Source organism: Vallitalea pronyensis (assembly GCF_018141445.1).
GTDB lineage: Bacteria > Bacillota > Clostridia > Lachnospirales > Vallitaleaceae > Vallitalea > Vallitalea pronyensis.
Genome location: NZ_CP058649.1, coordinates 5,061,083 through 5,085,313 on the forward strand (window position 1 = coordinate 5,061,083; position 24,231 = coordinate 5,085,313).

Annotated in this window: 17 protein-coding genes; 2 read left to right on the plus strand and 15 right to left on the minus strand. The window is 37.1% G+C overall.

Annotation, left to right across the window (positions count from 1 at the left end; all coding sequences use genetic code 11):
* Positions 1 to 60 precede the first annotated feature (60 nt).
* From HZI73_RS21060 to thyA, 7 genes are all read right to left on the minus strand, one after another.
* The gene (locus HZI73_RS21060) at positions 61 to 1,077 is read right to left on the minus strand and encodes a LacI family DNA-binding transcriptional regulator (RefSeq protein WP_212695327.1); all 1,017 of its coding nucleotides are present in this window, start codon (positions 1,075 to 1,077) and stop codon (positions 61 to 63) included.
* Between the two features lie 118 nt (positions 1,078 to 1,195).
* Complete coding sequence (locus HZI73_RS21065; RefSeq protein WP_212695328.1) at positions 1,196 to 4,354, minus strand: cellobiose phosphorylase; 3,159 nt, start codon at positions 4,352 to 4,354, stop codon at positions 1,196 to 1,198.
* Between the two features lie 112 nt (positions 4,355 to 4,466).
* Complete coding sequence (locus tag HZI73_RS21070) at positions 4,467 to 6,155, minus strand: extracellular solute-binding protein (RefSeq protein ID WP_212695329.1); 1,689 nt, start codon at positions 6,153 to 6,155, stop codon at positions 4,467 to 4,469.
* A gap of 41 nt (positions 6,156 to 6,196) precedes the next feature.
* Positions 6,197 to 7,093 (minus strand): carbohydrate ABC transporter permease, encoded by an 897-nt coding sequence (locus HZI73_RS21075; RefSeq protein WP_212695330.1) that lies wholly within the window; start codon positions 7,091 to 7,093, stop codon positions 6,197 to 6,199.
* 11 nt (positions 7,094 to 7,104) lie between these two features.
* Positions 7,105 to 8,016, minus strand: coding sequence for an ABC transporter permease (locus tag HZI73_RS21080; RefSeq protein ID WP_212695331.1), 912 nt, complete (start codon positions 8,014 to 8,016; stop codon positions 7,105 to 7,107).
* Between the two features lie 339 nt (positions 8,017 to 8,355).
* Entirely contained in the window at positions 8,356 to 8,847 is a 492-nt protein-coding gene (locus HZI73_RS21085; RefSeq protein WP_212695332.1) for a dihydrofolate reductase, read from the minus strand.
* A 107-nt stretch (positions 8,848 to 8,954) separates the two neighbouring features.
* Positions 8,955 to 9,785 carry a thymidylate synthase gene (gene thyA, locus HZI73_RS21090; RefSeq protein ID WP_212695333.1) on the minus strand — a complete coding sequence of 277 codons (831 nt, stop codon included), beginning with the start codon at positions 9,783 to 9,785 and terminating at the stop codon, positions 8,955 to 8,957.
* Positions 9,786 to 9,968: 183 nt separating this feature from the next.
* On the opposite strand from thyA, the gene HZI73_RS21095 reads away from it, so the two are divergent.
* The gene (locus tag HZI73_RS21095) at positions 9,969 to 10,433 is read left to right on the plus strand and encodes an SRPBCC family protein (protein WP_212695334.1); all 465 of its coding nucleotides are present in this window, start codon (positions 9,969 to 9,971) and stop codon (positions 10,431 to 10,433) included.
* 144 nt (positions 10,434 to 10,577) lie between these two features.
* Here HZI73_RS21095 and HZI73_RS21100 read toward each other — a convergent pair whose 3' ends face one another.
* The 4 genes from HZI73_RS21100 to HZI73_RS21115 form a co-directional block, all read right to left on the minus strand.
* Positions 10,578 to 12,956 (minus strand): ribonucleoside triphosphate reductase, encoded by a 2,379-nt coding sequence (locus tag HZI73_RS21100; RefSeq protein WP_212695335.1) that lies wholly within the window; start codon positions 12,954 to 12,956, stop codon positions 10,578 to 10,580.
* Between the two features lie 307 nt (positions 12,957 to 13,263).
* Positions 13,264 to 14,535: a GTPase HflX gene (hflX, locus tag HZI73_RS21105; RefSeq protein ID WP_212695336.1), complete on the minus strand. Its 1,272-nt coding sequence runs from the start codon at positions 14,533 to 14,535 to the stop codon at positions 13,264 to 13,266.
* A gap of 60 nt (positions 14,536 to 14,595) precedes the next feature.
* The gene (locus HZI73_RS21110; RefSeq protein WP_212695337.1) at positions 14,596 to 15,855 is read right to left on the minus strand and encodes a tetratricopeptide repeat protein; all 1,260 of its coding nucleotides are present in this window, start codon (positions 15,853 to 15,855) and stop codon (positions 14,596 to 14,598) included.
* A 122-nt stretch (positions 15,856 to 15,977) separates the two neighbouring features.
* Complete coding sequence (locus tag HZI73_RS21115; RefSeq protein ID WP_212695338.1) at positions 15,978 to 19,544, minus strand: S8 family peptidase; 3,567 nt, start codon at positions 19,542 to 19,544, stop codon at positions 15,978 to 15,980.
* Between the two features lie 340 nt (positions 19,545 to 19,884).
* On the opposite strand from HZI73_RS21115, the gene HZI73_RS21120 reads away from it, so the two are divergent.
* Positions 19,885 to 20,088 carry a hypothetical protein gene (locus HZI73_RS21120; RefSeq protein WP_212695339.1) on the plus strand — a complete coding sequence of 68 codons (204 nt, stop codon included), beginning with the start codon at positions 19,885 to 19,887 and terminating at the stop codon, positions 20,086 to 20,088.
* A gap of 155 nt (positions 20,089 to 20,243) precedes the next feature.
* Here the strand turns inward: HZI73_RS21120 and HZI73_RS21125 are convergent, their stop codons facing one another.
* The 4 genes from HZI73_RS21125 to HZI73_RS21140 all read right to left on the minus strand — a co-directional run bounded on the left by HZI73_RS21125 (position 20,244) and on the right by HZI73_RS21140 (position 24,150).
* Positions 20,244 to 20,843 carry a hypothetical protein gene (locus tag HZI73_RS21125; protein WP_212695340.1) on the minus strand — a complete coding sequence of 200 codons (600 nt, stop codon included), beginning with the start codon at positions 20,841 to 20,843 and terminating at the stop codon, positions 20,244 to 20,246.
* Positions 20,844 to 21,196: 353 nt separating this feature from the next.
* Entirely contained in the window at positions 21,197 to 21,973 is a 777-nt protein-coding gene (locus HZI73_RS21130) for an ABC transporter ATP-binding protein (RefSeq protein ID WP_212695341.1), read from the minus strand.
* 29 nt (positions 21,974 to 22,002) lie between these two features.
* Complete coding sequence (locus HZI73_RS21135; protein ID WP_212695342.1) at positions 22,003 to 23,049, minus strand: FecCD family ABC transporter permease; 1,047 nt, start codon at positions 23,047 to 23,049, stop codon at positions 22,003 to 22,005.
* 48 nt (positions 23,050 to 23,097) lie between these two features.
* Entirely contained in the window at positions 23,098 to 24,150 is a 1,053-nt protein-coding gene (locus HZI73_RS21140; RefSeq protein WP_212695343.1) for an ABC transporter substrate-binding protein, read from the minus strand.
* Positions 24,151 to 24,231: the final 81 nt, after the last annotated feature.

Here is a 24,231-nt window from a genome sequence, read left to right on the forward strand (position 1 = left end):
TCGTTATAACATTTTATTTGGTAACAGCTCCTAGAAATAGTGTATCCTAAAAAACGCCTCCTATTTGATGGAGGCGCAAGAATTTCTTTTGATCATATGTGTACTAATTATCTTTTGGATAGGTGGTAGCTTTTTATCACTAATTGCTTTCAATAAAATATCACAACAAGCTTTTCCAATTTCTTTATAATCTTGTGCCACTGTTGTTAAGGCTGGCGTAATCCAATCCAATAATTTGACATTATCAAAACCTATAATAGAAAGGTCTTCTGGCACTCTAATGTGCCGCTCATAACACGCTTGAATAGCTCCAAGAGCCATAATGTCACCTGATACAAAAACAGCCGTAGGCGGCGTCTCTAAGGCTAATAATTCCACCATGGCTTTTTTACCATATTTAAAATCAAAATACCCGCCACAGACAAGGTATTCGTCCAATACCTTTATGTGATGCTGGTTTAATACATCCATATAGCCTCTTTTTCGCTCTGCACCAGCAAATGTTAATGTATTACCATAGATATGAGCAATCTTACGATGGCCTTTGTCTATTAAATAGTTAACGGCTTCTAAAGCTCCTTCATAATGATTGGAAATAACCGAGTGGGTATCCCCATCTGGTATATCAAAAAGTACCGTGGGTATGTCGCTATGAATTAACGCTTGAATGCCCTCATCATCTGTATTGGTGCATAAAATAAACACCCCGTCCACATTTCTTTGTTTGCAGTGATCAAGATAGCTTCCAATAAGGCTATTACCAATCTGATTGGATATTAATATCATACTATAGCCACGTTCTTCCACAACTTCTCTAAAAGCTTGTACTACACCTGCAAAGAAAGGATGGGTTAAGCCAAGTCCCAAAATTTCATCCAGCATCACCCCAATTGTGAACGACCTTTTCATGACCAACCCTCTAGCTTGGGCATTAGGTATATAACCCAGCTCATCTGCTTTAGCAAGAATCGTATTACGTGCTTTTTCACTGATATCTGTATAATTATTGAAGGCTTTAGAAACGGTTGTAACCGAATAACCCGTTGCTTTAGCAATATCACCAATCTTAATCATCATTAACCTCAACTTATCTGTATGTTCTTTTTAACAGTTATCCCTTTTATGTTAAATCTTCTATTCTCGTTTGTCAATCCATGTATTACCATCTTTCCAATGATTATCTCTGTACAAACCTCTATTCGAATGTAATGGTTATACCTTTTATTTTCTTATCTCGGAGCGCTTTTGCCATGTCCTCTTCTAAGTATGCTTTATGATATCTTTTACCATCAATGATGATCTCAGTGATGGTAGCTTTGGCGTCTCCAAAAGTATCTTTCTTCTTTCTATTAATATAGGTAACATCTGTAGTACTAAATAACCGAAATGTAATTTTACCCTCATGGTCAAAGAGACTTCCTTTTAAAACAGGTGCAAATGTAAAGATCAAGTGACCCTTCTTCATAGAAAATCCTTTTTCTCCAACAAACATATACAGCCACATACTCAACACTTCTGCTGTAGAGCCACTTAACCTTGCAAAGAATCCTTGCCCGATAATCTGCTCATCTGGATTAACACTGCTTACAATGAATGACGAGTTCTCTGTGGTTGGTCTACCATAGATGATTGGGTCCATAAATGGCACGAGATTTGTGGTCATATCTTCATAAAAATGATCATATAACTTTGCTTTAAGGACACTTAATAAGTACTTATACGTCATATGTAAGAAGATGGATTCCCTTTCAAGCCAGCCAGGTGTAAATGCTCGAATACGCCCTATTTCCATGGTTTCATTTTCTAGACTTTCAGATGTTTTATACATCCTTAATGCTTGATCATAGATATCTGTCAACCTCATTTTTTTATATAATACACCTGCGGCTTTTGGATCCAATGTCTTCAAATATCTGGCTGGTGCTTCTAAAAATAGAGGTAACGCTCTTGCATTAAACTTTAAGGGTTTGGCAGCTTGTAATCCAAAGTTTGTTTGGCTGTTTAACAGGTCATATTCCAAGACTTCCATAATAAAGTAACTTGGCAATATGCCCTCCCCAACAGTTAAGGCTTTTTGTATGCCCTGCTCAAGTTTTATTTCCATTGCATTAAGTATATGAATGATTTCTTTTAGTTCAACATCACATTCTTGAGAAGAAAGTTGATACCTGGTTTTATAACGATAGTCTTCTTTAATGCCATTACATTGATCCCAAAAGGTTAAAGCATCTTGAATGTCCATGATATTCCCTATCTGTTTAGCTAACTCATAGATATCCTCTAGCACAAGGATATGGCTCATGTTTATACCTATTGCCATCAGCTCTTCTTTTAAAAAAGTAATGGACCGCTTTAATTCAACGGTTTCACTCATGCCTGAGCCAAAAAGTCCAGGTAACCCATTCAGGGCATCATTCCATCCAGGTTTATCCCCTTCCATCTCTATGCCCATGCCAAAAGGGTCGAGATTCATAAACTTCGTTAAACATAACACGAGCATTTTATTAAATAGATTGGTTTGAACTTTTTTTCCATGACCATCAACTAACCATTCATATGGGTATTTTTTCTTTTTAGCGATACCCTTATATTGCCGAACTTTATGGTCATCAGTAAGTCCATATTTTTTATGTCGGGGTAAGACATAATAGGGGGCATTATAAAAACCATAATCTTTTCTCTCCAGCAATAATGCTTCCATTTTATCAGGATACATATATTTAAAACTGTCTACTAAATCTTGATTATAGGTAAAATGATCACTCCAAAAGCCTTCAGCAAAATCAACATCGATTTCTTGGGAAGCATGGGATAGAACAAGTTCTAAAACAGGTCGGATATGCGCATCTTTCCTAAGATGTGATTGGATAACATGGGCTAGACTACCTGGGGTAAATGGCTGTTCAATCATATCAGAAATGGCATCCATAAGACCTTGGTTTATCAAGACATCTTGCTTTTCAAGAGCATCCACCCAAGCCCCTTTACCCTTTCTGTCCATGATGAATTTTGTTCCTTTAATGCTTAGTGGGTTATAGCCATCAGCTTGTATTAAGCTATAAAATAGCCAAATATTGAAATCAAACACTTCCGGTTCAAACACTAAATCATTTCTTCTGTTTTGATTCATATCCCTAAAATTACCATTCCCTTGAGAATAATAGGATGGTTCTATGGAAAAGAAATTATAATCCCTTTCTTGGTCACCATGCTTTCTTGAAAAAACATGATAAACATGTTTATTTTCTTTTCCTTGAAATAATAAAGGCTTTCCACCTCGCATGACATTATCCAGATAGCTTTGTCGCATATATTGATCAAATACTTTATTGCCCGTCGTCATCTGAATAGAACTGCATAGCTGATTAATTTCCTTCTTAGCTGCTTTCAATTGGAACGTTACCAAGTTTCTTAAATCCATTGTTTTTCCAAATTGATCCACTTCTTCGTAAGTATGACAGAATCCAAAAACACTGTCCATATACGCTGTTTTGTTCGGTTGAAGGTGAAGTTGTTTTAATTGAAATGCTGATGGTACTTTGTTGGCATACACTTGTTTTTTACAGGTTAAGTCCAAATAATCCCTCTGAATAAAACCAACAGGCTGTTGCAAATCTGTTCGATAACCAAATACAATATCTGGGTCATAGATGGTATACACTGAATCATCATGGATACTTTCATTGATATAAAAATAGCCTTCTCGAATGTCTTTTACAACGGATTCATCTTTGGAGCTGGAACGAAATTTATAATAGGGTATCTTCTGGTCTGTTTGACTAACCTCCATAAAGCTTCGCATTAAGTTACTCATTTCCTTATAAACACTGTTTTCAACACCATAAGGTAAAAGAGCTGGCATCCCATCAATCATTTCAATATGTTTTTCTTCATCCCCTAGGTTGTGAAGTTCAACCCTTCTTACAAGTCCCCCAAAAGGAAGATTAACAAGTGTTGAATACGTGACTTTAATAACTAAAGATTCTCCAAGTATATTCTCTTGTATAAAAAAGCCGTCTTTCTCGATACCCATGCTTCTATTGGATGCATCACTTGTCTGATTAAAAGGTTCAAGAACACGGGTTTCATGTTTATCCAATATTTTTATGAATGTACGAAAGCCATAAGTACTTACATATTGGTAGGCACTATTAGCTGGAAAAAACTCCATGATTGGGTGATTTTTATCTTCAATACCAAAACTGCTAATACCTTGCCCTCTATTCACGTAAAATGCCCATATGGGTATGCCCTTTTCACCAGCAATACCTGGTAAAAAACTGCTGAAAGGTTTTGCCTTGTGATAATTATGAATGATAAATCGTTCTTTGTTGTCAAAATAGTATGGTTCCATATTGAGCTCCTTTATTAACTTATGATTCATTTTGGTTGCTACATCCATCTTGCCAATGTGTGTAGTCTTTACAAAAGGGGCTGTAACAGCCCCTTTTTTTATTATATGAGCACTATTTTATACCAAGTTTTTCTTTATTGGTATCTACTTTCTCTTGTTGATATGTTACAATTTCTTTAAAATTATTTTCATCTCTATAGGATAAAAACGCTTCAAGTTGTTTATCAAGTTCATCATCACTTTTAGCCATCAGTAATTGAGGTAATACTTGCCCCCACTTATTATCTATCTTAAGATAATCAGCGCCAATATCTGAATCTGATGGTGGGTAAATATCATCAAATTGACCCATCCATGTGACATAAGGTGACGTCCATTCTTTAAACTGTTTTATTGGCTCTGTTAGTGGTGGGTTCCATTGACTTTGTATGGCTAAGTCCATGAACATCCAGAAGGTATTTTCTCCGCCATATTGTTGGTCAAATGCCGCTCTATCCGTGTTCATAAGTTCCAGTACTTCTGGTTTAAATGTATCCTTACCATCTACTGTATGATAATTACTTGGAGCACCTAAGTACGTATCATGCTGTCCTTCTTCACTCATTAAGTAACTCATGAATTGAATAGCACGTTCTGGATTTTTACAGTTTTTAGATATAAATGTGAGTGTCCAACCCGCAACACCTGTTGCCCCCAATGTTGGGTCATCACCTTTACTGTTTTTGGGCCCATGGATAGCGATGTATTGTTGTTCAGGGTTCTCATCATATAAGGATTTAATCGGTGCTAAAGCATCTTGCCCTTGATATAACATACAAAAATAACGACCTTGAGCAATTTTTTCTTCCATTTGAATTCTTTTGTCAATAAAGACATCATCCATCAGTAAGCCTTCGCTATAAGCCTGTCTAAAGGTTTTTAGCCAGGTCACCATGTCTGGATCAAATGCTCTATCATGTTTTTCATATACCTTACCATCTTTCTCTTTTGGAATGGCTAGGAAATTAGGAAGCATTTTATCAATGGATGCATTTCCAATATCCGTAAATTCTTGCAATCCAAATGGAATAATGGGTTGATTATTAATGACTGGGAACATCTCTTTAACATCTCTCAAGGCTTGTAAGAATCCTTCAGGTGTACTCATATCAGGTGAACCAATCGCTTCATACATGTCTTTTCTAACCAAGAAGGTTTCATTGGAATAAATGGTATCGTATTTTTCATAGTCTGATGGTGTATAAGACGCATTGGGATAACCATATGTGTGCCCATCTTCTTTTGCATACCAACCTAACTTAGCTGGATCTGCAACTTTAAAGAAGTAGGGATCATATGCTTCTGCTAATGTGTCAAGAGCGTGTACTAAGCCACCTTCAATCATGGTATTGACTTGGGGTTCCCACCAACCAAGTGTTACAATATCAGGCAATGTATTAGAAGCAATCATGGCGTTAATTTTTTCAGCTTCATTACCTGCTGGTACAATAAATTCAATATCAACACCTGTTTTTTCAGTAATGTATTGACTGGTATCATCAACACCCCATTGATTTGGAAACCATGAGAAGTTCAGGTACCATGTAAATTTTACGTCATCATCTGCATAATCTTTCCAGCCAATCCCTGTTGTTGAATCCTCTACAACTGCATCTGATGAGTCCTCTTTTTTGGCATCTGCAGTTGAGGTGCTTTGCTTTTCATTACTGTCTTCTTTTGATGAACATGCCGTAAATACTGATACAATCAGTACAGCGACACATAACCATGTTAAAAATCTACTCAAATTTTTCTTTTTCATTGTTTACCCTCCCTAAATTGTTTAACTTATTTATTTTTAGCCTAACCTTTAACAGCGCCAAGCATAACGCCTTTTACAAAATACTTCTGCAAAAATGGGTATACAAGCACAATGGGTAGTGTTGTCACTACCATGGTTGCATATTTGATGGAGTTGGACGTAATATTACTCTTACTGACACCAACTGGACTGGATATGGCCATTCTTGAAGAACCTGCTTCAGCCACAATCTTGTAGAGATACGTTTGAATGGGTTGAAGACTGGTCTTATTGATATAAATCACACCAAAGAAGTAATCGTTCCAATGCCACACACCTGTAAATAAGGCAATTGTAGCTAACACAGGTTTTGATAGGGGTAAGATGATTCTTAAGAAAATAACAAAATCATTAGCCCCATCGATTTTAGCTGATTCCTCTAAAGAATCAGGTATTTCTCTAAAGAAAGCCATGAATATGAGCAAGTTAAAAAAATTAAACATGGTTGGTATAATATAAACCAAGAAATTATCCAGCAGATTTAAGTTTTTTAATAGTAAGAAGAATGGAATAAGCCCACCGTTGAAAAACATGGTAATTGTACCCAACGTCATGTAGACTTTTCTTCCAAATAAATTCTTCTTTGAAAAAGCATAGGCTACCATTGCTGTAAAGAACACATTGGTCACTGTTCCTATAAATGTTCTTAAAACAGTTACTGAATAGGCTGTAATAATGCCACTATTTCGAAATACCGCTCTATAGTTATCTAATGTAAATACCCTTGGAAACCAGAATATGCCACCCTTCATGGCATCTCCACCATCATTAAAAGACAGAATAACCGTATACCATATAGGGTACAGTGTGACAAAACAAATGATGAGCATGATTACTACATTCGTACGATCAAATAGCCTTTCTTTTTTACTTATACGAATGCTATTTGCATGTCTCATATAACCACCTCCTAGTATAAACCATGACCTGTTAGTTTTTTGGTTACTTTATTCGCTGTTAACAATAAGCATAATGCAACAATTGATTTAAATAATCCAATAGCCGTTGCATAAGAAAATCTTCCAGACTGAACCCCCATACGGTATACATATGTATCAATAACTTCTGCCATGGAGGCATTTAACGCATTTTTCAACACCAATATTTGTTCAAAGTTGGTATTCAGCAAATTGGCCACTGCAAGGACAAATAAAATGGAGATGGTTCCTTTAATACTCGGTAAAGTGATATGCCAGATCTTTTGAAACCTTGTGGCACCATCCACAGTAGCAGCTTCATACATCTGTGGGTCAATACCACTGATTGCTGCAAGATAGATAATGGCACTCCACCCCAATTCCTTCCAAATATCTGAAAAGACAGTGATCAACCAGAAATATTTAGGTTTTGCTAAATAATTAATGGGGGTATGACTTGGGTTAATCATCGTCTGTAACTCATTAAATAGACCCACATCTGCTAACCACGCCATGAGGATACCACCTAAGATAACCCATGAAAGAAAGTGTGGTAGATAGGATACCGTTTGAACAAATCTCTTAAGCTTTACTTGCCTAATTTCATTTAACATAATGGCAAAAAGAATCGGTAAAGGAAACCCAATGATTAATTTCATGAAACTGATGGCAAGGGTGTTTCGCATGATAGGTATAAAATTTTCATCCGTAAAAACCTCTTTGAACCATGCCAACCCAACCCAATCCACTTCTGAGATTTTCTTAATGATGCTATAGTCTTTGAAGGCTATAATGATGCCATACATTGGCGCATAATTAAAAACAATGATCCATGCAATGCCTAAAAGAGCCATCATCTGGAGATACTTTTCTTTTCTCAGTCTTAAAAATAGTTTTGTCTTCATAGTAACCTCTTTTCACATGAGTTGTTGTGATAACGAAATCGTTTTCGTTTTTTGTAAAAAAAATTTGTCTTTTTACTATTATATAAGTAATTATAAATTCTAAATTCTAAATTGTTTAGACATGCTCTAATGATTAATTTCGTTACATTTGTAACAACTATATAGGCATATATCGAAATCGTTTTCGTTGTCATTATTATAAACAATTGTATACGTATTGTCAATACTATTTTTAGTAAAATAGGATAATAATACTTTCCAAGAGTTTAAAAAACACACTGGTAGTTATCCAATGTGTTTTATCCATTTTAAATAAATGTTTCCATGCTCTATGAACTTTTATGCTTGATTTTCATAAATGGTCCATTGATAACTTAATCCCTTATGTTCTTGCATATCACTCTTCCATGTCAAAACCCAGTTATCGCGCTTATCCAAACTGTTGATAGAGGTATCTGCTGGTAATGCATCATAGATTTTTGTAATGTATGCTTTCTTACAGTCATCCATAAATAAGTTATAAACCTCTGCCCCGCCAATAACATAAACATCTTCCTCGTCATAGTCCTTTACATAATCCAGTACTTCTTCCTTACTATGACAGACTACGGCATCATCACGTACAAATGATGGATTACGTGTCAGTATGATATTTGTTCGATGTTTAAGGGGTTTCCCTCCGGGTAGTGATGCAAGTGTTTTTCTTCCCATAATCACTACTTTTCCTGCTGTTTTTTCTTTAAAATAAGGTAAGTCACCTGGTAAATACGTCAGCAATCCACCTTTATATCCAATGGCCCAATTGTTATCCACCACTACAATGAAATTCATCCACATGTCCCCTTTCATTTTGAGATGTTGTCCACAATCTATAACGTATCATGCACATGGCTTGTTTATAAGTCTAAGTTATCCACGTATGGAAGCTTTGGCACTAACTATACAGCTACTGGTATGCCTTTTACGGGTTCACCTTTTTTATAACCCACTAACTTAAAGTCATCCACTGTAAAATCGTAAAAATCTTTTACATCTGGATTAATGATAAGCTTAGGTACTTCAAAGGCCTCTCGGGCAATCAATTCTTCTACTATGGGTACATGTCTATCGTAGATATGGGCATCTGCAATCACATGAACAAATTCTCCTACTTCCAGATTCGATACTTGGGCAAACATATGGACAAGGGCTGCATATTGAACCACGTTCCAATTGTTAGCCACTAAAACATCGTTGGATCGCTGATGTAAGATGGCATTTAACCGATTACCCGTCACATTAAAGGTTACGCTATAGGCACATGGATAGAGATGCATGGCATGTAGATCGTCATGGTTATAGATATTGGTTATGATTCGCCGACTATAAGGATTGTGTTTTAAATCATAAAGCACACGGTCCACTTGATCAAACAAACCTTCTTTGTATTGGTGTTTGACACCTAATTGATAGCCATAAGCTTTGCCAATTGAACCGTCTTCATCAGCCCAACTATCCCATATTTTACTTTTAAGCTCTTTGATGTTATTGGACTTCTTCTGCCAGATCCATAATATTTCATCAATGGCTGACTTAAGATACGTGGGTCTTAATGTGAGAATTGGAAACTCTTTTGATAAATCGTATCGGTTAACAACACCAAATTTTTTGATGGTATGGGCAGGAGCACCATCTTCCCATCGCGGTCTAACTTCTTGACCTTCAGAGCTGTATCCATTATCTAATATATCACGACACATGTCTATAAATATGCTATCTGCTTGACTCATGATGAACCCTCCTCAACTGCTTTTTCTTGTTTAATATTACATGATTTGCACAAGATTGTCCACCTCTCTTCCTATTGATTTTTTGAGAGATAGCCTTAACACGATTTGAATTATGGGCTATGGCCGTGTTATAGTATATATAGGCTAATCAATAATACCTATAGATCACAAGGAGGTTTTCTTATGCATGATAATACGACGCTTATCTATTTAGAATGCCCAATTCAAAAAGACATTGGAGCTGTATGGAAGCTATTAAGTACAAAGGAAGGATTAAAAAGTTTCTTTGCACCTGATATTGATGTGAATTTCAAAGTGGGTGGTAAGTTTGAAATCCTGTTTGATATGGATCAACCAGCAGGACTACGAGGATCAGAAGGTATGATTATCTTAAATATTGAACCCGAATCCATGCTGTCTTTTACTTGGAATGCTCCTCCATCCATACCGGACATTCGCGCTCAAATGACCGTTGTTCACATTTATTTAGAACCAACAGAGGATGGGTGTCTCCTTAAACTTATTAATTCTGGCTATGGCAAAAGTGAATCTTGGCAAAAAGCTCGCCGTTATTTTATTCGTGCATGGGGTGACATTGTATTACCACGTCTAAAAAAAGTAGCAGAAGAAGGTACTCATTCATTTTAGATCTATGGAACTAAAAATAGGATAACAATTGGCACCCTTTATTCTACTGGATGACTAACTGTTATCCTATTCATTATCCGCTTTAATGCATGACTAACCCATATAACGTGTGCATTCTTTTAAATAAAAGATATCATATACAAATCAGGCATTTAATTTTTGACATTCCGCATACTTTCGAATATCGGATAGCCCCATATATTGATTGACTTTATCCTTATCAATAACCAGTAATGTGGGCGCTGTTCTTACTTTATATTGGGTTGCCAGCTCTGCATGTTCATCTGCATCCACAACTTTTATCTGATGGTTTACTAAGTACGATTTAGCCATATGACAATTTGGACATGTTTTTGTCGTAAATAACAGTTTACTCACATCTCGACTCTTATCATGTGTCGTTGCTATTTCCTCTTTTGCCTTGGTTTTTAGATGGGTTACTTTTATGTTGGCGTTTTGTGGTTCATATTCTTTTCGATGTTTGAATTCTTGTGCCTTGCCATCATTCCAATGCTGTACTGGACGATAATACCCTGTTATACGACTGTAAACTTCGGCTACTTCTCCGCAATCCGGACAGGTATACACTTCACCTGCAATATAACCATGGGTTTTGCACACGGAGTAAGTTGGTGACATGGTATAATAAGGCAATGTGTAATTCTCTGCTATGGTGCGTACAAGGTTAGCTGCTGCTTTCCAATCGGGTAATTTCTCACCTAAGAAGGCATGGAATACTGTACCTGATGTATATTTGTTTTGGAACTCATCCTGTAAATCAAGGGCATCAAAAACATCCACGGTATAACTAACTGGTAAATGCGTACTGTTTGTGTAATAAGGTGTTTCCCCTTCACTTGCAGCCGATTGGATATCATTGTAACGCTTTTTATCATGTTTTGCTAAGCGATAGCTGGTTGACTCAGCTGGTGTGGCTTCTAAGTTATAGAGATCACCATATAATTCTTGATAATCCGATAAGCGATTACGCATATGGTCCAGCACATCAAGAGCAAAAGCTCTGGCTTTATCATCTGTTAAATCTTGTTGTAACCACTTAGCATTACGTGTAGCTTCATTCATACCCACTAAGCCAATGGTTGAAAAATGGCTGCTGAAACTACCAAGGTACTTTTTAGTATAAGGGTATAGGCCTTCCTTCAATAATTTGGTGATTACATCTCTTTTTATTTTCAATGAACGAGCAGATATATCCATCATATGATCAAGACGCTCGTAGAATTCTTCCTCATTATGGGATAAATAAGCAATCCGAGGCATGTTGATGGTTACAACCCCAACAGAACCTGTGCTTTCACCTGAGCCAAAAAAACCGCCTTGTTTCTTGCGTAATTCTCTTAAATCAAGACGTAGACGACAACACATACTTCGAATATCACTTGGTTCCATATCACTGTTAACGTAATTGCTGAAATATGGTGTACCGTATTTTGCTGTCATTTCAAATAAGAGTTTATTATTTTCTGTTTCATCCCAATTAAAATCTTTTGTAATGGAATACGTTGGAATTGGATATTGGAAACCACGACCATTGGCATCACCTTCAATCATAATCTCAATAAATGCCTTGTTAATCATATCCATCTCTGCTTGACAATCACCGAATGTAAAGTCTTGCTCTACACCCGATACAATGGCTGGTAAATGGGCTAAATCATCTGGTACCATCCAATCCAAAGTAATATTAGAAAAGGGTGATTGTGTTCCCCAACGACTAGGTGTATTCACACCGAACACAAAGGATTGAATACATTGTTTTGTCTCTTTATAAGAAAGATTATCCACTTTGACAAATGGTGCTAAATAGGTGTCAAAAGATGAAAAAGCTTGTGCCCCTGCCCATTCATTCTGCATAATACCTAAGAAGTTAACCATTTGATTACAGAGTGTTGATAAATGGCTTGCTGGTGCTGATGTAATCTTACCAGGTATGCCACCTAAACCTTCTTCTATTAACTGTTTTAATGACCAACCTGCACAGTAGCCTGTTAACATGGATAAGTCATGAATATGTAAATCTCCATTACGATGGGCTTTTGCAATTTCCCCATCATAAATTTCTGATAACCAATAATTAGCTGTTATTGCACCTGAATTATGTAAGATAAGTCCTCCAACAGAATATGTAACGGTAGAATTTTCCTTCACACGCCAATCTTCTTCTTTCACATAGCTGTTGACAATGTCTTTGTAATCCAATATGGTAGATTTCATGTTACGAATCTTTTCTCTTTGCTTACGGTATAAGATATAAGCCTTTGCTACATCCGTATATCCCGTTTGTTCAAGGGTATTTTCAACACTATCTTGAATATCCTCAACGGTAATCTTGTTTTCTTCAATTTTACTCTGAAAATCGGATGTTACTCTCAATACCAAAATGTCTAATATGTCGTCCGTAAATACCTTATCTGTAGCTCGGAATGCCTTTGTGATGGCTTCCTTAATCTTACCTAAATTGAACTGACTAACCTTTCCGTCTCGTTTTACAACCTCAAACATGCATTGTGCTCCTCTCTATTGGCAATTACTAATAATATACCACAATTCACCAACAGGGTCAATATAAAAAACACTATATAATGTGTTATGCTCATAGCAAAACACAACATATGGTGTTTTTCTTTTAGTCTAAAGTACCTATAAAAAAATAATTTATAAGGCTTTTTATCCATTTTTCTACAAAATTCAACCCATTAGCCTTACAAAATACCACAGCATATTGTATTTTTAAAATTACCTATTGACACAATATATTGTGGTATTTTTTTATTCCCTACAACAAACCATGTCTTTCAGAGAAAAACACTCATGAAAGCTCCATGACTTTCTTCCATTCACCATATAACCGTTCATCAACATAAGCTTCAATGTAAGTCCCATCATTTTCATAAGATTCATGAACAATTTGCCCATTAGTACGAATTTGATTCAGTAATGTACCTTGAGCATAGGGTATGGTGGATTTTAATAACATCTTATCTTCTTGAATCTTTTTTTCTATAGCCTCTAACAATGTGTCAAGACCTGTACCTTCTTTGGCTGAAATCTCCACCGTTTTAAAAGCTTTGTCATCGGTTAGGTACTTTTCTGCACATTGATCCATTTTATTAAAGGCTGTGATAACAGGTTTTCCTGTTGCACCTAATCTATCTAAAGTTTCATAGACAACTTGAATATGCTTTTCTGCCTGCTCATTGGATGTATCCACGATATGCAATAACATATCTGCTACAACTGCCTCTTCTAAGGTTGAATGAAAGGCTTTTATCAGATGATGAGGTAATTTACGAATAAAACCAACCGTATCGGTCATAAAAACCTCTGTACCATTGGGTAACACCAGTTGTCTGGTGGTTGGATCTAGTGTGGCAAATAACTTATCCTCTGATAACACATCAGCATCTGTTAAAGCATTAATTAAAGTGGATTTCCCTGCATTGGTGTAACCCACAATGGCGATGCGCAGCTTGCCTTGTTTCTTTCTTCGCTGACGAATAAGGTCACGGTGATGTTTTACCTCGGATAACTCTTTACGCAGTTGGGACATCCTTTTTCTAATATGTCGCCGGTCCGTTTCCAATTTTTTCTCACCTGGACCTCTTGTACCAATGCCGCCACCCAGTCTTGATAAAGATGTTCCAAGACCAATTAACCGGGAGCTTCGATACTGCAACTGAGCAAGTTCTACTTGAATAATACCTTCTCGCGTATGGGCATGCTTGGCAAATATATCAAGAATCAACATGGTTCGATCGATGACTTTACAATCTAATATCTCTTCAAGATTCTTTAATTGAGCTGGTGATAATTCATCATCACATATGATACCTACAGCTCCTAAAGTCTTAACTGCCATGCTTACTTCTTCAATCTTACCTTTTCCTAGATAGGTGCCTGGATGCAACCCTTCACGATTTTGTACGATTTTTTCTAATGTCATTGCACCTGCTGTTTTAGCTAATTCTTCTAATTCATCCATTGAATCCTTGATATCATATTCATTGTCTCTTGTGGCTATACCCACTAAAATTACTTGTTCCATTATGTCATTCTCTGTTTGTAATGCTGTTTTCGTCATAAATAATACCTCCTATCGAAACTAAACGATAGGTTTACCTTGGTAACGTTTATTACCTCACTATCCCTTTCGTTTCTTTTCAATCCATTCAATTTCTTTTTTTGCTTCTTCCAAATCATGTTTCGTTAAAACAAGATTCATCATGTCTAACGCCTCCTCATATTTTTCTTGATATTTTAAAGATAAACCCTTTGAATAATAAGCTAAATAATGCTGAGGGTCTATCTCAATGGCTTGATCATAATAGGTAATCGATTCTTCATACTGACTTAATTGTTGATACCCATTACCTATCTCCACAAGAACAAGGTAATTATTAGGTTTTACCTCATTATATTGCTTAAATGCCTGAAGTCCATCTTCATATTGTTCCAATGTCATATGCAAATATCCTTTTTGGACCATGGCATCAAGATTCCCGTTACTAGCAGCTACTGAAAAATCAGTTAATGCTCTGGCAAAGTCTTCTTTTAATAGATATTCATTGCCTCTGCCAATGTATGCATCATTATAATGGGGCCATCTGGTGATCATGTAATCATAGATTTCAATGGCTGTATCCTTTTCACCTATTGCACTGTGAATAAGTGCTTTGGTGTTATACACCTGTGGAATACTGGCGTCTATTTCAATAGCCGTGTCCACATCTGCTAGTGCTTTGGTGTATTCCTCTTTTATAAAAAACACAAACCCTCTGTTTCCATAAGCGTATGCATAGGATTGGTCGATGGTTATGGCTTCGTTATAAGCTTCAATGGCCTCATCATACTTTTCCCAATCTTTCAGTAAAATACCTTTTGCATTATAGAAGGTTTTGTCATTTTTGTTAATGGCTAAAGCTTCATCAAAGGACGCTATGCCTTTCTCAAAAGCACCAATCATACCATAAGCTGAACCTTGGGTAACGTAAGTTAAGGCTAAAAGCTGTTTGTCATCAAAGTTCTTTTTTAAGGCAATGGCTTCATCCAAGTTTTTAAGTGCTTCATTTACTTGACCCATAGCCAATTGAAAATAACCTCGATTACTGTAGGCCACTGGATCTTTTGGATTGACCTCAATGGCTTTGTTCATATCTGCTAAAGCTTCTTCATATTTTCCAAGGTAAAAATGAATCATACCCCGATTAGCATAGGCTGTGGAATAACTGGAATCTGCGGTTATTGCCTCATTATATTTTTCTAAAGCACCTTGATAATCTCCACTGATATATAGCTTATAACCTTCCTCATTAATGGCCACAGCAGGGCTCTTAGAACCACAGCCTGTGCTTATGAGAATCAGTAGAATCAATAGTGTACTTATCCGTCGTATTTTCTTCATATAGCTAACTCCATTCTTTTTGAAACAATAAGGTTCAACAACAGAAGTTAAGCTTTTACTTCCGCAGTTAAACCTTATTATACCATAATACATGGCAATTATTAAATTAATTTTCTATGAGGTTACTGGCGGGTTCCTCTTATAGCTTCAAAAGAACCAAGGAGATTCAGTTCCCCATAACCCCATTCTCGATTAGGATAATCTCTTGCACTTGTGCGGGTTGCACCTCGGATCAGGTAATTACGCACGTCATTGGTATCCATCACCGAATCATTTCCTTGAACAATGCCCCACTCTAACAACAATGCTGCTGCTCCTGCTGTAATGGCGGTACTGACACTGGTACCGGACATGGGGCCAAATTGGTTATTGGGTAATGGACCGACAACGCCCACACCTGGTGCTACAAGATCTGGCTTTTGGGCATAATCCCGTGTAAGCCCCCTTCCAGATGGCAGATAGAGGCTGCCTGTCTGATGGTTATAGGCACCTACTGTAATGACACCAATGGTTGTAGAAGGATCCGTCACAGTGGTATATGGATCTGGCTGTAAAAATTGTGTTTCTTTATCAATCCACCCCTCTCTTGGCAGCCATATATCAAATCGACCGTTAATAATCAGGTCACCATAGAGGGTAAAGGTCCAGATGCCTTCGGTGGGTTCAACCATCCTTATAAAAATAGCTTCATCACCGGTTCTTGCCTCTGAAAGCTGATATTCAATAAAGATGACCGTTCTTTCCAGCAGCAGCTTCACTTCTTCTTTGGCTGTTAAGGTTGCTGGAATACGTTCAATGACTTCCCCAGTTGGCGACGTGACGGATAATGAGATTTTATCCGGCGCATTACTCCATATGGTCATGGTGAAACCTGATTCATTAGGCGCTACCTTTATTTCCACATTTTTGCTTTCCTCTTCTTCTGTAAACTGCCCCCGATAGTGATGGGCAAGGTTAGCCTCATTACCTGCAGCAACAATGATAGCATTGCCGTTACGCTGGGCAAGGGATTGAACATATGTTTCCATGATGGATGTACCATCGTGAGCACCTTGATTACTACCCAGGCCAACGATAATAGCCACAGGCATGTGCAGTTTGTCAGCCATTTCCGTTATATACTTTAGACCAAGCATCATATCGGTATCTTGATAGATTTCTACATCGTCATCAATTAAATAAAAATCACGGAAACATTGCTTCGCCTGCTTGAGTTTAACCACAACCAATGAGGCATCAGGTGCTGCCCCCACAAAACTGCCGTTGGGGTCCTGACGACCTGCAGCCATGCCAGCAAGAAAGGTCCCATGCCCAGAAGTATCCACTGAGGGCACTACGGATAAGGGGTCTTCTGCATTCAATGCTTCATTAATTTGTTCTTCTGTATAGACGGTTCCATATGAGAAGCCTTCCGGTGGAGGTCCTTCTGCAATGGTTTGATCCCATAGACCTACTATTTTTGTGGTATTGTTCTCATATTTAAATATATCGTCGTTATAATCAATGCCTGAATCCACAATCCCAATGAGCACCCCTGAACCTAGTAACGGCACAAAAGGCTGGTCATGGAACGTCAGAATACCCGATGTATCAAGAGCACTTCGGGCATAGGGACCATATATCTGCGGGATATGACTGAGATCTGCATCAATGAGACACGCACCATTTCTTGATATATGAACAATGGCATAGGCTGGATTAATAATTTGAACACATGTGGGTTCATAGGTCTCATATATATCATCTAATTCCTCATATTCAACTAGCAGGTCCAGATAGTCATCGGATATAATGGCTGTTTTACATTCCTCTAAATTGCTGTCGTCATCAATACGTGTCTCGTTCAACTCATGATGCTTCTCAAGCCCTGAAGGATTATATTGGGTGTAATGACTGGACTGGTTCATCTTTGCATAGGTCTCAAGGGTATCTACTGCCTGCCCACTCAAGTTATCAAATACGTTGGCTAAGCATAATACCCCATAACCTGTTGCCATACTTGGATAGTCAAACAATTGAAAATTTCTTCTTGCTGCTCTTTGTAAATAGGACTTTATTTTTTCACCGTAAAGATACGGGTCATTACCTTGAACAATTCCCCATTCCATTAAGAGGGCTGCTGAGCCTGTAACAAAGGGTGTAGCCATACTTGTGCCACTAAAGGTATCATAACCACCTCCAGGAACTGGTGCTGTAATATCAACGCCTGGGGCTACTAAATCAGGTTTTATGGTCATGACATTGGAAGGTCTTGTAAATCCTCTACCTGAAAAAGGGGCTAGGCTGCTGGTTGCTGAATTGTACGCTCCTACAGTAATGGCTTTGGTGGCAGTGGATGGCATGGTTAATGTTCTTTCAATGGTAGGCTTTAAAAACTTGGTTTGTTTTCCCACAGAACTGGGCAACCACATATCGAAAACCCCTGATACGATATTAATACCTCTTAACTTAATCTTCCAGACACCTTCCGTAATAAATTCTCTCAATGTTGGTATCATCTCTATATAGATTTGTTGATCAAGGTTATAAGGTGAAGGTTCGCCATAGTAGAGCAAAATCTGAGTACCATCCAGAACAAATTGCTGTTTACCCAGAATCTGCTTAATGGGGCCAGACGATGTGCCATTTGGCGCTTCAATCTCAACAGTCATTTCATCGGAGTAACTTTTCCATAGCTGTATCGTCATGTTTTTTTCACCTGTAAATATGGCAATTTCAATGGTTCTCTCTTCATCTTCTTCTACTGCTCCATTTGTATGTAAGCCCGTATCCCCTTCATTTCCTGTTCCTACGACAATGACATTTTTCCATTCATCTGCCATGGTATCGATAAAGGTCTCAAAGAGGGATTTTCCATCATGAGGACCTGCATTGTTCCCAAAAGATAAATTGATGGCAATGGGTTTTCCAAGTGCTTCTGCCTCACGTATAACAAAGACCAATGCCCTCATAATATCCACTGAACTGGGGAACGGGTCCCTTGTATTACCTAACTTAACAATGATAAATTCTGCTTCAGGTGCTACACCTTTGTATCTGCCACCACTAGCTCTTCCATTGCCCCCGGCGATTCCTGCAACATGGGTACCATGTCCAGAGAAATCGTCTGATGGTACCACTTCCAGCATATCAAATTTGTCCCCTGCTTCTAATGCGCTGTTTATATCATCTGAAGTGTAGATAGAACCTTCTGAAAACCCTGGTGGTGGATTTCCTGGTATGGTTTGATCCCATAGACTGGCAATTCTTGTTGTACCATCTTCATTGCGAAAATCTGGATGGGAATAATCAATGCCTGAATCCAAGATACCTAATAGCACGCCTTCTCCTTGTAGACCGTAAACATTTTGAACAGTGGCAATACAAGCAGAACTGAGACTTGTATCGAGAGCAAAATATAAACGACTAGGTTTCTCCACAAATTCAATTTGAGGAAAAGTTGCAAAAGCATCTATATTTTCCTGTAAAATCGTAACAATCGCATAATCTTTTGTCAGGATTTCAATATTCTCAGTTAGGGCATTAATATCTTCGTTAGCAATAATATTACCGTTATACTTGACAATAATATCCCACATATTGGCTTCCACATCATATCCAACATTAAGGTCCGTTGTAAATTCTCTTTGTCGCTCGTTTAAATTCATGGCAAGATTTAATCGATCATCAACCTTTTGGCTATTATTCATATTGACCCCTTTTAGTATCTTCATTAAAGTCTATGAAAAAAAAGAGAATTTATTTGTATAAAATACATGTTATTGCTAAATAATATGAAAGACATAGTTCCTATGTCCACTTTTTGACCTACCAACACTGGTAAAAATACAAAATAACTATCCTCCCTTAAAAACGGCCTATTGGCCGTTTTTTACTGTTTTATAATTAAATCTAAATAGACACGGGATATTTCCAGCTTTTGAAATGATCGCGTTTATCCTCTATAAAACAATTTGACTTTCATTTTTTTATGAAATATACTTATGAGTAAATGAGTTTCTCCATTAATACATGGATTGAGGTGATGATATGTCCAAATTAAAAAGATTGGCATACCTAAGTGTGGTTTTCGTCTTGTTAGGTCTCTATGCTGTAGCTATATATTATGCGCTATCCAATAATAAAAACAGTGGTGAAATTGTTGTCTATTGTTTCGCCTCAACTTTTGTTCTTTCCGTCTTTATTACCGTGTTGTTGCGTGTTAAAAAGTATTTGGATCAAAAAGACAGCTAAATAAAAAGCGTGCTAGTCAATCAAAAAAAAAAGGGGCTGTCAGAAAATACATTTTAGGATACTTAATGGCCTAGGAAGATATACTTCGCTTTCGCATAATACTGTATATCTCCCATGTAGTATCGTGAGATGATTTTCGGACAGCCCTTGCTTATTTATATAATGCGTTCAATAATTCTGTCTTCATGGTCTTTGGATGTGACTCTATCCAAGAAAATGTCAAATGAACTTTCCATGATATAGACGATTTCTATTAATTCTTCCACATGATGATACGCAAAATATTCTTCTATATGGCAAGCTTTCATGCTCTTTTCTAATTCAACATCAAGGACTTGTTCTTCAAGTTCTTGAGCCATTTGCAAACTATCTAATGATGTTAACGCATGGGTTATTATGAGTTTTAAATAAGCTTTTTTTACTGCATAATAGTAAGCTAATTGAATAAAACTAAAGCGATCTAATACCATATGAGTCGTTTCAATACATAATTCGCAAAGCACGATAAGAGCATCTTCTTCTGTCACTTGATGTTCTTTTAAGTACTTATAAATAGCATGTATTGCCTGTGCAAAATCTAAATATACCATATATATGTTCTGAAATCTATGTGTTTCATTTTTTAATTTTTCATACATGCAATAAATATCTTCCACATATGTAGCCATATTTTCTTCCATAAGTACTCTTGAAAATAACGCTTCACTTTCTTGTAAAACCTGTTTAAATCGAATCTTTAACATTCCTGCACACATATCCTCTCTAATCGAAACCATAATAAGGGGTCACAATCATTATATATATGCAATTCCCTATAAAAATATGACAATTTTTTGAAAAATAATATATAACTGTAATATTTCGCTACTGTTTAATCCATCACAAAAGTAAAATAATTTATGAGGTAATTATACAAATCAACTTCTAAAATAACTTCATCAAAGGTAATATCCTATTAAAAAAGGACCATCACATCAAGCTTTACATGTTGTTAATGTTTTTTTCAAAGTATAATAGGTCATCTATTATGTTGTTCCACATTAACGTTGCGTCTTGACACGATAGGCCTTTCACTTCCATCTACTATTATTATCGGCTATCTGTGCATTTATTTAACAACTACTTTTTTGTCTTTCATTGTAGGGTGGTCAATCAGTTCTACATCTACGGCATAGACATCTTTTATGGATGTTTTGGTTATGACATCTTCCGGTTTACCTGCACCATAGATTGCGCCATCTTTCAACATAAATATCTGGTCGCTATAACGCATGGCAATATTCAGATCATGAACAATATTAATAACCGTTATGCCTTTTGTTTTGCATAAATCATAGACCAATTCACTGATTTCATATTGGTAGCCTATGTCCAAATGAGATATGGGTTCATCCAGTAACATGATTTCTGTCTCTTGTGCAATGGCTCGAGCTAAGATGACACGCTGTAGCTCGCCACCACTTAATTGAGTTATTTTTTTATCGCGAAAGGCATAAACACCTGTTTCTTTCATGGCTTTGACAACGGACTCTTCATCCACGGTGTTCGCTTTACCAAATCGAGACGTGTAGGGTGCTCTCCCCATCATCACAATATCATATACAGAAAATTCATATTGCATATCTGTTATTTGAGGTACTACCGATACACGTTTAGCCATATCTTTTGGCTTAAGCTTATCAATGTCATCACCATTAATAAATACACGCTTATGTTCTGTTGGTAATAGACGAGCAATGAGTTTCAGCAAAGTGGTCTTTCCAGAGCCATTAGGACCAATGATGCTATAGAATAACCCTTTCTTCATCTGAATGGACAAATTCTCCAATATGCTTCTTTCGCCGTAACTAAAATCTAATTTTTCTGTTTGAACCACACAATTCATAGACTTCACCCTTTTAATGTCCTATTTATTTATACCATTTTTTTCTTACTCTGGTAGAGTAAACCTAAGAAAAATGGTACACCGAATAACGATGTAATAATACCCACAGATAACTCTGCTGGTGAAATAACTGTACGTGCAATGGTGTCGCAAATCACCATAAATATACCACCGACAATCATGGCAAGAGGTATCAAACGCTTATGGTTAGGGCCACTTAGTATCCTAACGGTATGGGGAATAATTAACCCCACAAAGGCTATAATGCCACTTGCGGATACCACTACGGCTACCATTAACGAGGAGACACATAGTATGATTTTCTTGGTACGATGGACATGAATACCTAAGGTACTTGCATCATCATCACCAAGGAGCATAATGTTAAGTTCCTTAGAATACATCCACAAGATAGCAGAACCGATCACCACAACGGGTATAATGAGCATGACTTCACTCCATTTGGATGCATTAAAACTACCTAATGTCCACAAATAGACACTCTCTAATTTATGCCGATTCAGAATCATCAACAATGAAATCAATGCAGAAAATAGATAGTTAATGGATATCCCTGCTAATAGTAAAGTGGTGGTGGGTAATTTCTTTTGTATGGCTGCTATCTTCAGCACAACAAGTACCGTAACCAAAGCGCCAAAAAAAGCACATATACTCACCCCAGTAAACCCAAATACATTACTGCTCAAGTTAAGGATTAATCCGATGGTTGCACCGAGGGCAGCACCTGATGAAATACCAATAACAAACGGGTCTGCCATAGGATTTTTGAATACACCTTGAAAAGCACATCCAACAATAGCCAGTGCAGCACCTGTAAACAAGGCTACGATAATACGAGGCAGTCGTAAATCCATAATAATCGTTACATGAGACGCTTTAATACCATCTAACGATATAATCTGATCAAGTTTTGGAATATGATGTCCCACGATCTTTAAGGTGTTCATAAAATTAACGTTTACCGCCCCAAAACCAAGAGCCAAGAGCACAACCAATATCATCATAACCAATGTTAATATAATTAAGTTCATATTCATGTAGCTTTTTTTTACCATATGTCTACCCACTTTGTTATCTTTCCTAAGTCGTTTATTGCATGTTCATTACTCTTTGCCAATATCAATTTTTGCTGCTTCTGGATGGAATATCTCTACTAATCGTGCAAAACCATCTGCCAACCTTGGTCCTTGTCTAAAAAATAGATTTTCATCCACTTCATATAAATGACCTTCTTTAACAGCTGTTAATGTTTTATAACCTTCTAATCCTTCAATTTGCTGTTTACTATTGTATGAAGAAGAACACATCAGGTACTGAGGATCTTTCTCCACTAATTTCTCAATACTATAACTCCACATGGTACCGTCTGCAGCTGCATTCTCTGCACCAGCCATTTCAATGAGTTGACCAAGGAACGTATCGCCTGTAGCTGCAAAATCACCATATTCACCAAATCCTGTGATAAAATAAGCCGTAGGCTTTTCAAGATCAGCCACTGCTTTGGTATATTGGTCAAAGATTTCTTTCATCTTCGTTACCAAATCTTCTGTCTCCTGTGTACGATTAACCACTTGACCAATGGTTGTCATATAACCATATACACCCTCAAGATTTTCATTCCATGATAAGGCAACCACCTTTACACCTTGCTCATTTAATTGAGCAACGGATTCATCATTCACATGGGAAGAAGCAAATACCACATCGGCTCCTGATTCAATGATCTTCTCTATATTGGGTTCAGTTAAACTCCCTATGGATTCAATGGATAATACGTCACTTGGATAATCACAATAATCTGTTCTTCCAATGACTTTATCACCTACGCCTATTGCGAAAAGGGTTTCTGTCATTTCTGGTGAAATGGAGATGATCTTTTCTGGTTCTTGTTCAATGACAACATCTTTTCCAAAACGATCTTGTATGGTTATGGGGTAATAGTCACCCTCAGCTTCATCTGATGCGTTTTCTTGATCTTCTGTTGTATCCTTCTCTTGTTGCTCATCTTGCGCTTTATCCTCTTCTTGTTCAACCGGATTATTAGCATCTTGATAGGTATCATCTGTTGCCTTCTTCTCACCACAAGCAACTAAACCGAATACCATTAGCCCAACGATTAATAATATGGATATCCATAATCTTATCCCTTTTTTCATGTTACATGTCCTCCTTATACTTTCCTCTTTTTGATTTTACTGCTTTCATGGTAGTGTCTTGTTATTGAAAAGCATAGGTAA

Excerpts from the sequence above, each read along its gene's own strand:
- HZI73_RS21080 (WP_212695331.1), bottom strand. The coding sequence starts at position 8,016 with ATGAAGACAAAACTATTTTTAAGACTGAGAAAAGAAAAGTATCTCCAG.
- thyA (WP_212695333.1), bottom strand. The coding sequence starts at position 9,785 with ATGAGTCAAGCAGATAGCATATTTATAGACATGTGTCGTGATATATTA.
- HZI73_RS21085 (WP_212695332.1), bottom strand. The coding sequence starts at position 8,847 with ATGAATTTCATTGTAGTGGTGGATAACAATTGGGCCATTGGATATAAA.
- HZI73_RS21140 (WP_212695343.1), bottom strand. The coding sequence starts at position 24,150 with ATGAAAAAAGGGATAAGATTATGGATATCCATATTATTAATCGTTGGG.
- HZI73_RS21130 (WP_212695341.1), bottom strand. The coding sequence starts at position 21,973 with ATGAATTGTGTGGTTCAAACAGAAAAATTAGATTTTAGTTACGGCGAA.
- HZI73_RS21095 (WP_212695334.1), top strand. The coding sequence starts at position 9,969 with ATGCATGATAATACGACGCTTATCTATTTAGAATGCCCAATTCAAAAA.
- HZI73_RS21110 (WP_212695337.1), bottom strand. The coding sequence starts at position 15,855 with ATGAAGAAAATACGACGGATAAGTACACTATTGATTCTACTGATTCTC.
- HZI73_RS21075 (WP_212695330.1), bottom strand. The coding sequence starts at position 7,093 with ATGAGACATGCAAATAGCATTCGTATAAGTAAAAAAGAAAGGCTATTT.
- HZI73_RS21115 (WP_212695338.1), bottom strand. The coding sequence starts at position 19,544 with ATGAATAATAGCCAAAAGGTTGATGATCGATTAAATCTTGCCATGAAT.
- HZI73_RS21060 (WP_212695327.1), bottom strand. The coding sequence starts at position 1,077 with ATGATGATTAAGATTGGTGATATTGCTAAAGCAACGGGTTATTCGGTT.
- hflX (WP_212695336.1), bottom strand. The coding sequence starts at position 14,535 with ATGACGAAAACAGCATTACAAACAGAGAATGACATAATGGAACAAGTA.
- HZI73_RS21120 (WP_212695339.1), top strand. The coding sequence starts at position 19,885 with ATGTCCAAATTAAAAAGATTGGCATACCTAAGTGTGGTTTTCGTCTTG.
- HZI73_RS21125 (WP_212695340.1), bottom strand. The coding sequence starts at position 20,843 with ATGTGTGCAGGAATGTTAAAGATTCGATTTAAACAGGTTTTACAAGAA.
- HZI73_RS21135 (WP_212695342.1), bottom strand. The coding sequence starts at position 23,049 with ATGGTAAAAAAAAGCTACATGAATATGAACTTAATTATATTAACATTG.
- HZI73_RS21100 (WP_212695335.1), bottom strand. The coding sequence starts at position 12,956 with ATGTTTGAGGTTGTAAAACGAGACGGAAAGGTTAGTCAGTTCAATTTA.
- HZI73_RS21065 (WP_212695328.1), bottom strand. The coding sequence starts at position 4,354 with ATGGAACCATACTATTTTGACAACAAAGAACGATTTATCATTCATAAT.
- HZI73_RS21070 (WP_212695329.1), bottom strand. The coding sequence starts at position 6,155 with ATGAAAAAGAAAAATTTGAGTAGATTTTTAACATGGTTATGTGTCGCT.